General features: G+C 36.1%; 12 protein-coding genes. 2 read left to right on the top strand and 10 right to left on the bottom strand.

What is annotated here, in order from left to right; genetic code table 11:
* The 10 genes from EA365_11530 to EA365_11485 form a co-directional block, all read right to left on the bottom strand.
* Positions 1-106, bottom strand: a 106-nt coding sequence (locus tag EA365_11530; GenBank protein TVQ43860.1) for a cation:proton antiporter, incomplete at its 3' end; no start/stop codon positions are given.
* A gap of 73 nt (positions 107-179) precedes the next feature.
* On the bottom strand, positions 180-1,607 hold the full coding sequence (locus tag EA365_11525; protein TVQ43858.1) for a cation:proton antiporter: 1,428 nt from the start codon (positions 1,605-1,607) through the stop codon (positions 180-182).
* Positions 1,604-1,942 carry a cation:proton antiporter gene (locus EA365_11520; protein TVQ43857.1) on the bottom strand — a complete coding sequence of 113 codons (339 nt, stop codon included), beginning with the start codon at positions 1,940-1,942 and terminating at the stop codon, positions 1,604-1,606. Before EA365_11520 ends, EA365_11525 begins: the two co-directional genes overlap by 4 nt.
* Positions 1,943-2,065: 123 nt before the next feature.
* Positions 2,066-2,398: a hypothetical protein gene (locus EA365_11515; GenBank protein ID TVQ43856.1), complete on the bottom strand. Its 333-nt coding sequence runs from the start codon at positions 2,396-2,398 to the stop codon at positions 2,066-2,068.
* A 23-nt stretch (positions 2,399-2,421) separates the two neighbouring features.
* Positions 2,422-2,931 (bottom strand): tetratricopeptide repeat protein, encoded by a 510-nt coding sequence (locus EA365_11510; protein ID TVQ43859.1) that lies wholly within the window; start codon positions 2,929-2,931, stop codon positions 2,422-2,424.
* 453 nt (positions 2,932-3,384) lie between these two features.
* Entirely contained in the window at positions 3,385-4,596 is a 1,212-nt protein-coding gene (locus EA365_11505; protein ID TVQ43855.1) for a hypothetical protein, read from the bottom strand.
* Positions 4,597-5,165: 569 nt separating this feature from the next.
* A complete protein-coding gene (locus tag EA365_11500; GenBank protein ID TVQ43854.1) occupies positions 5,166-5,408 on the bottom strand; it encodes a hypothetical protein in 243 nt (80 codons plus the stop codon).
* A 2-nt stretch (positions 5,409-5,410) separates the two neighbouring features.
* Positions 5,411-5,698: a DUF433 domain-containing protein gene (locus tag EA365_11495; protein TVQ43853.1), complete on the bottom strand. Its 288-nt coding sequence runs from the start codon at positions 5,696-5,698 to the stop codon at positions 5,411-5,413.
* 128 nt (positions 5,699-5,826) lie between these two features.
* Positions 5,827-6,717 (bottom strand): acetylglutamate kinase, encoded by an 891-nt coding sequence (gene argB, locus EA365_11490; protein TVQ43852.1) that lies wholly within the window; start codon positions 6,715-6,717, stop codon positions 5,827-5,829.
* Between the two features lie 247 nt (positions 6,718-6,964).
* Positions 6,965-7,831 carry an inositol monophosphatase family protein gene (locus EA365_11485; protein TVQ43851.1) on the bottom strand — a complete coding sequence of 289 codons (867 nt, stop codon included), beginning with the start codon at positions 7,829-7,831 and terminating at the stop codon, positions 6,965-6,967.
* A 249-nt stretch (positions 7,832-8,080) separates the two neighbouring features.
* Here EA365_11485 and EA365_11480 point away from each other — a divergent pair, with 249 nt between their 5' ends.
* Both EA365_11480 and EA365_11475 read left to right on the top strand, forming a co-directional pair.
* Positions 8,081-8,326, top strand: coding sequence for a hypothetical protein (locus tag EA365_11480; protein TVQ43850.1), 246 nt, complete (start codon positions 8,081-8,083; stop codon positions 8,324-8,326).
* A 130-nt stretch (positions 8,327-8,456) separates the two neighbouring features.
* The gene (locus EA365_11475) at positions 8,457-8,711 is read left to right on the top strand and encodes a hypothetical protein (protein TVQ43849.1); all 255 of its coding nucleotides are present in this window, start codon (positions 8,457-8,459) and stop codon (positions 8,709-8,711) included.
* Positions 8,712-8,878: the final 167 nt, after the last annotated feature.

Raw genomic sequence — 8,878 nt, 5'->3', positions numbered from 1 at the left:
CTGTACTCATGACATCCATGGAAATGATTTTCATTAACAGGTTTTCTTTAAGGATGATTCCAAAAAACCCACATAACACTGTGGCAAATACGCAAGCTTCTAACACTGGATTTATGTAAACTTTTTCTTAATCTTTTTTTTAGTATATAGCAAAATTGACTAATTGAGAGGATTTATTCTCAGACTTTTAACACCATCCAAAATATTAGAATCAACATTAAACTCATAAAACCAATTAGGTGGTCAAATTCCTCTAAAACCCGATTTAAGGTTATATTGATTTTGCGGAAAATTAAGCCATAAGCTAAACAACCTGCCAAGATAATTATTAAAGCTTTGCTTAAATTAGCTATGGTATAAGCTTCTAAATAGAAACCATTCCCTAAGAACAAACCAAGGGTTAAAACAATTACTCCAGACCAAAAAGTTGGTCTAACTTCTTGTTTTCCTCCAAAGGGTAAAAAGATGAATTTAGCGTAAACTATCGCTGTACAGACAGCTGCTATATTCATAATTACGATTTGCCAAGGTAAGAGGTTGTTGAAAGTTAAATTTTTCGCTCCAAAACCTGCTAACAGAGGAAATCCCATCATCGATAAACTCGCTATAGTTAACACTATCGAGAGACGAGTATTGATTTTTTGGCGTTCTAATTCTCGAAAATCTCGACTTGGTAATACTCCCGCGGTTAAGAAGGCAGAAGCTTTAGCTAATCCGTGACTTAGTGTATAAAATCCCCCTACTGCCGGGGCCGCGATAATCCAACCGACTTGAGCAATAGTACTTAAAGCGAGGGTACGTTTGGTATCTTGGTCAAGAATCGCATATACTGACCCAATCAAAGCCGTAGCCACTCCAAAAATCCTGAGAATGTCTCCCACCCCATCGCTAACCTCAGCGAAGCGTAAGAGGGGAAATACTCCGGCTTTAACCACAACTCCTGATATGGTGGCTACGGATGTTTCTGCTTCTGAATGGCTTAAGGGTAACCATAATCCTGAAATAAATACTCCTCCTTTGCTCAATAGTGCCATAATCATTAAAGCTAAGGCTTCTGGTGGTGCATTGTTTATCCCTGCTAAAGCAAAGGAATAGTTAGTTTTATAGACTAATATTGCTCCTACTAGATAAAAAAGCATAGCTACGTTACCAACAAATAAATAACGTAATGCTACCCAAATTGAGCGATCGTTGCGAGGATAAGCAATTAATAAAAAGACTACTATTCCAATAACTTCTAGTGCTACATAAAGACTAAGTAAGTCAGCACAAATAAATACAGCATTGACACTAGTATGGACTATGGTTAATTGGGTATAAAAAAAACCTGTTTTTTCAGTATGCCAACAGTATAAAATTACTGCTAGAGTGATTAGGGCGTTGTTGAGGATAAAATAACCACTTAATTGGTCAATCTTGAGAATGACACCAAAATTATCTAGTACCTGTAAGTCAAAGGAGGTTTGAGAGATTAGTATCCAAACCCCATAAACTATAGATAGACAAACTGTAGCTAAGCTTAAATATGCTCCTAGTTTCGGGAAGAGATAAATAACAAATCCTAGTAATAGAGGTAACCCAATCCAAGTAATTGTGATAGTATTCATGGAGTGTTATTTTTTTCAATTTCTCTGGTTTCTAAGGTAGGGTTATCTTGGGCTAGTTTCATCACCCCTACTAACATCAAGGCTTGAATTGATAAACCAATGACGATCGCTGTTAAAATTACCGCTTGGGGAACTGGATCTGCATAGGCTCTTTGGACCTCACCGTTATCTACAATTGGGGTTAATATACCCGTTCTCGCTGCTATAAACACATAATAAGCTATCACCCCTGTACTCATGACATCCATGGAAATGATTTTCATTAACAGGTTTTCTTTAAGGATTATCCCAAAAAAACCACATAACACTGTGGCAAATACGCAAGCTTCTAACACTGGATTAATTTAAACTTTTTCTTAATCTTTTTTTTAGGATATAGCAAAATTGACTAATTGTGGGTATTCTCAGCAATTAGACTGTTAGTATTTTTTGATGATTATGATTTAATTTTTCAATAATTAACCACCGCAACAGCGATCGATTCCGAGACTATCGAGGATTAAATCACTCATAGCGTTGGCGATCGCAAATTCACTATAAAAGCTTTCTCGAAAATTAAAGCTCTGCATTTCTGTAACAATAGCGATTACCAAAGAGCCAAGGTCATTTTCTCCCTCTAAACGTTGTCTAATAAAAATCATCGCTGCGCGTTGGGCGATTTTAGCATTAATTTCCTCGGGAATAAATTCTTGATCTAACCAATGATGTAAAGATTGCTCTAACCACTGTTTCTCTTGCTCAGGATTTTGTAGAGGAGGTAAGGTAATGGGTGGAATTGGTTCAGCTGTCATAGCATTTTGACTCCATAGACTATTTATCCATTGAACCAGATTAAAGTACCTAATGAAATCAATAACAAAATAAAACCAACCGCGACAAATTGATTATCTTTAGTATTTACCGTGCTTAAATCTACGGGTTCTTCTTTTTTCTCTTTGGGTTTGACCCTACCTCGGTTGCGTTTAAATTCTGGGGTACTTTCTTTGACAGAAGTTAAATCGGGTATTTCACTCATCCATTCTGGAGGTCTTTTTAAGCGGGGAGCTTCCATAATATAGAGTAAACGTTGACTATTGTGACGTATATCGGGATGAGGATGAGTCAATAATTCTCGACACAGGGCGATCGCCTCATTAGTTTTTTGAGCTGCTTGATAAGCACTTACTAACCAGATGCGTATATCTCCACCTGAGAGAGTATTGATAACTACTCGTTGACTAGCATCTTCTAGATATTTTACACTCAGATTGTACTGACCATTTTCTAGGGCTTGTTTCCCTAACTCGTAATTACGTTTTGCTTCTAAATCCACCTTTAAAACTATGAATAAAATCTGGCTATGTTTAAGTATTTTAGCACTTGCTGCGGGTTCAGCTTTAGCTAACCCTGAAACAACGGACAAAGTTATCACAGAATCAGAAAATGACAATGTAGAGACTTTGTTTATCCTTCCTGATGCTCAAACTACTGACAACAATCCCGTTAAACCCCAATCAGAGGATTTAATCCCCTTTGCAGAGCGTTATCGTCGTTCTCTGTTACGTGGAACTACTCTTAACAATCCAGCTTTAAGAGATTGGCAACCTTTAGAAACCAATCCTCAACCTTGATAATTCATTAAATCAATATAATACTACTAAAGCGACGTTGCCTTGGGCGCAAGCCTTGCGCCCCTACCAGTAACTTGTGATTAAGGTGCACAAGCTATATCATAGCGATCGCTCCTAAAGCTATTGCTAGGCGATCGCCATCACTAAATGCTCCCTCTAATACAGCTTTAACGAACAGATAGATCTAGTCTGTAGGATGTATTCGCACTTCCATGAGGATAAACTCGCGCATAATAAGTTCCTGGGCTAAGTGTTCGAGAAATACTGTCAGGGGCTGAACCAGCTCTTGTAGAACTAGCAATCCAACCAGTAGCACTACGCAATTCTAAATCTGCATCAGCACTCATCCGACTAATACCCACAGAAACAGTACCTGTACTGGTCAAATAGAAACGATAGTAATCATTAGTATCTGAACGACCAATACGATTTGTTATATTACGAGTTGCTCCTCTCGATACATCTCCAAAATCTCTGGCGTAAGACATTGAATTTCCTGCATCATATATTGTACCATTATGCCTGAGACTGAGATTGTACCTTGTATTAGCACCTCCAAAGGAATAAACCCGCACATAATAAGTTCCTGAGCTAAGTGTTCGAGAAATACTCTCAGAGCGTGAACCACCGTTTGTCCCCCTATCAATCACTGAACCAGAAGAATTAAGCAACTGTACATCTGCATCAGCAGTCATACCAGTCAAACTTAAAGAAAAAGAACCCGTACCATCGATATAAAAGCGAAAATAGTCATTGGGATCACTACGACCCACATAACCATTGTTCACGTTCATAGCACTTCCACTAATATTTCCCAAATTTCGAGCAGAACTTAAAGTATTATCTTGTTCTACCCAAATACTGGTGTTATCTACGGTGATTTGTGTCCAGTCGTTTTCTTGTCTAATTCTATCTAATTCTGTGGGCTCTAAATTGTTGCCATTAACAATATTTTTGAGTAACTCACCCTCGTCCCCTGGGCTATCTCCTTGTGGATTGAGTAAGGTATCAAGATAATGACCCATCTCTTCTAGCAAGACATCTTTTAATAATAAATCATCTCTTTCTGATTCTAATAAAGATTTGGCTATATAAATTTCATTTCTCACCTGAGAATAAGCTCCAAAAGCTCCTTGCATCACTTCATTAGCTAAAATTCTAACTTCTGGTAAATCAAATTGAGCTAAACCATTTTCAATTAATTCTTGCTTAGCTGTTAAGTCAGTGATATCATAAATTGAATCTAACTGTTGAGAAGCATTACTAGATGTTAAAAAACCTTCTAACTGATTTTGTGCTTGAAGTAATGCAGAGCCAATTTGATTAGAGCTATTGGTTGTGGAAGAAAAGTCAAACTGTTGAGAAAATGAGTTGTCCATAATAAAAGGAGTTTAGGTTTACTATCGTATCTTGGGGTTTTAATTACTCTTGATCAGAAGCATATTAAAATTAGTCACTAAATTCCTTTAACTAAATCTGTCTTAACTTTTTTCAAAGCAGATTTTAGCTAGATTTAGACAACCATTAAAATGACAACAAGCAAAAGGAATCAAATAGCATTACTTTATTGATTGCCAAACAAGTATGCCATTTTCGACGAAAATTATTTAATTCTTTCCAAATTATTTTACCTCTGTTTCTGTCATGAAATCATGAAAACACAAACAGGATTTAATAAAGTTTCAAAAAGGATTAATACTTGAAATGTATTATCTAAACAATAATTAAAAAAATCTTAAAAGTCAACCGTAATATAATTTGTTTTTTTGTAATCAAAACGTAACCATAGTTTTTAATCTATAGTATTATTTGTACTATGATTAAAAAAGGTTACAAAATAAGTATTTTTCAAAGAATATGTAAGTCAAAAAAATATGTATTACATTAGCCAAATTTTGGCTCTTTCGGCATTATGGGAAAAATTGTCTCTAAAATTACACTTTCTCCCCTATAAAGAGTTCGGTGTTCGTAGGGATGTGTAGCGCAAAGCGCAGCACTTAGTAGAAGGTGGAACGGTATTAGGTGTAATGACTCGTTGATTTTTTAAAGCCCATTCTAATTGGTGTTCGTCTGATTGTGCTAGCATTCCTACTTCAAAGATTGAAACAACATCTGCACCACGATTACGTAAAGCTTGTAAAAGACGTTTGCTCGTGGTGTCCTCATCTAAATAAAATCGAATAACTGTCACTGTTAGTTTGTTAATACCTGAGCCGATAATCTCTCGTAATCAAGAGCGTCTTGAGCTAATTCTTCCTCAATAGCTTGCTGATTAGTATAGTAATAGGCAAGTGCTGCATAAATTTGAGCTAAAGTCAAATATTCTTTGTCAGCTTTAATCTCATCTGGACTATATCCTTGTTTATAGAGAGCAACAATCCGTTTTACAGAAGTTCCTGTCCCTGCAATAATCGGACTGCCATGTTGAATCTCAGGAGAAGAAGTAATTAAGTTACCTATATCAACCAAATTTTTTAACATAAAATATCCAATATATTTAACAAGAATTGTCACAAAAATTAGAATTTTTTAGTAAAATGTATTCATGAACACAGACACTATCGAACTGCCTTGAAAGACTGGCAACTTATAGAAACCAGTCCTGAGCCTTAGTAATCCATTGAGCCAACTATCATACTACCTATACCGCGATCGGTAAAGATTTCTAAGAGTAAAGCGTGGGCTAAACGTCCATCAATAATATGAGCTGCGCGTACTCCTTGAGCGAGCGATCGCACACAACAATTGACTTTAGGAATCATACCCCCACTGACGATACCTTGATTGATTAAATCTCTAGCTTGTTGAATATCTAATTTAGGTAATAAAGTAGAAGGGTCATGATAATCCTCTAGGATACCTGGTGTATCAGTCAAAAGAATCATTTTTTCTGCTTGTAATGCTGCGGCTATTTCTCCGGCGACTGTATCTGCGTTAATATTATGAGCTTGTCCTTCTTCATCAGCTGCGACACTAGAAATCACGGGCACATAACCACTTTCTACTAAAGATTCTACCAATTTTGTATCTATATTGCTAACTTCTCCGACGAATCCCACACCATCTTTACCAACGTGACGAGCTGTAATCAGGTTACCATCTTTACCACAAATACCCACTGCGCGACCCCCTGCGCAATTAATTAGGGATACTAACTCTTTATTGACGCGACCAACCAAAACCATCTCTACCACGTCCATAGTCGCTGCGTCGGTGACTCTGAGACCATCTTTGAATTGGGGTTCAATACCTAATTTATCTAACCAAGTATTAATTTCAGGTCCTCCCCCATGTACAATAATTGGGCGTAACCCAACACAGGATAAAAAGACGATATCTCGAATGACTGAGTCTTTGAGACTACTATCTTTCATCGCTGCACCACCGTATTTTACTACTATCGTGCGTCCTTTGAATTTTTGGATGTAAGGTAAAGCTTCACTAAGGATTTTTACTCTAGTTGCGTCTGTTTCTTGGCTATTTTCGACTTGATTGACCATAGATATCTATAATTTTGGTAATAGCAACGATTTTAGCGGAAATCTCGATCTGTTCAAACTTTGTCAGCATTTAACAACTTTATCACCAAAATGTATCTATTAATACAGACAAGATATAAATTAATAATCGACAAAATTAAACAACTTAAACAGTTTTTTATCTGGTTTTGGGTAATGGTTAAACGCTACTGGACTTCTTCTGATGGATGGAAAGCATTAAGTTTACTTAGGCGTTTTCTGGCTGACGCTAAATAACTTTGGCTAAGATTAATTCCCTGATTTGTTGATTATGAGCAATAATAATTCCAGGAATTTTCCAAGACTCTATCTCCGAGAAAGGTTGGAAGTCTTCACCATTCCAAAAAGTAACGATCGCTCCTGCTTCTTTAGCGACGAAAGCAATAGCTGCATTATCGATTAAGTTTCCTTTTTCGAGAATTACTCCCGCGAGATTTCCTTTAATTAAATCTAGATATTCGGGGGGATTTTGAGGAGGAGCATAATCTGTAGCGCTACACCAAACCTGAAAATTTTCAGCGAACTTCTCTCTCAAGTTAGCTAAGCCAAAACTTAGATAAAGCAATCGAGATTGAAGTGGAGCTAATTTTAAAGGTTGAGCGAAGTTTAGTTTATCTTGGCTTAAATCCCCGTAATAAGCTCCTTGGTTTTTGAGTGCTAAAAGATAGTATTTTTGTCTAGGTTTAATAATTAATACTGCTTCGTAATGATCTCCTTGAATAATTGTTAAGATAATTGCAAAAGCAGAGAGTTTATCTAGATAGGCTCTAGTACCATCGATGGGATCTAGTGTAATCAATAATTCATCTTTAACTAAATCGATACCGCGAAAATATTTAGTATTATAAGAGCTTTGATATTCTTCACCGAAAAAACGTACTTGGGGGAATCTAGCTAAGAGTGCTAATTCTATCGTTGTTTGAATGGTTAAATCAGCATCGGTTAAAGCAGTAGCGTAGAAGTTATCCCCATATTCTGATTTTTCTGGTAGAGGATTAATGCGATCTTGAATAGCGATCGCATAGTCTGCAGCTAATCTTAAAACAGGGTACAGACAATCTAAAATTTCCCGAGCAGTACTGTGAATAGGTGTCATGATTAAGAATAGAATAAATCACTTAAAACTATTTTAGCTTAATTAAAGTCTTAATAACAGATATTTTGTCTTAAATATTCAACTTTTTTGAGCAAATCAGTTCATTTTCTTGATTAAACTCTTAAGAGACTTAAATATATTAAGTCCTCAAAAAAATATGTTAAAATCTGTAAATTTATTGACCAAAAATCAAATATTTTAATATACTGAAGTTAGTAAAAAGATTGGTTTTTCAACCGAGGGGTAAAGATGACTCAAATTATGATTAATGAACTTCCCCAACTAACTGAATTACAAGAAGAAGAACAAAATCAAGTTTATGGTGGCGTTTCTGCTGCTGCCTCTGCTGCTGCTAATTACAGTAGCGCTACTGCGGCTTCTGTTTCATCTGGTAATAGACCAGTTATGACTTTTTCATTGAGTGTACGTGAATCTGACTGGTACTGGTATGGTTATGAGTTCATCAGAGTTTCCTCAGAAGCTTTTACGTTTTAACTTAGAATTGCTGTTGTTAAAGTTTCAATAGCCAATGCGATCGCTTGTAATTTAATCCATCAAGTGATCGCTTTCAAGTGTCAAGTTATCTCAGACTAATCCGAATAAATAAGTTTTGACGAGTAAGAAAATGACTAAAATTATTATTGATGAACTTCCCCAACTAACTGAGTTAAAAGAAGAAGAACAAAACCTAATTTATGGTGGTGTTTCTGCTGCTGCATCTTCGGCAGCTAATCGCTATAATGCAACAGCTTCGGCTGTTTCATCTATCAATAGACCTGTGGTTAGTTATTCATTCAGTTCTATGAGATATATTTATAGGTCTTTATCTTTTTCTGTATATTGGCATAGTTGGAGTTATTCTATATCTTTTACTTTATAAAGCAACCCCAATCAAAGTATATATTAATACTATTTGTATAGTAATACTTAAGAACTCCCTCTTTTACGTATTACAGTATAATGACTTAAGAGATTGTTTAGCTTAACCGCGAGAAGCCTCAAGCTTTATTTTCTCAAATAAGCGTGAGATGAATCGCGTCCTTATTT

Source organism: Gloeocapsa sp. DLM2.Bin57 (assembly GCA_007693955.1).
In the GTDB taxonomy this organism is placed as follows: Bacteria; Cyanobacteriota; Cyanobacteriia; order Cyanobacteriales; family Gloeocapsaceae; genus Gloeocapsa.
Note: the sequence above shows the minus strand (reverse complement) of the source record. Positions and strands in the feature narration are given on the sequence as shown.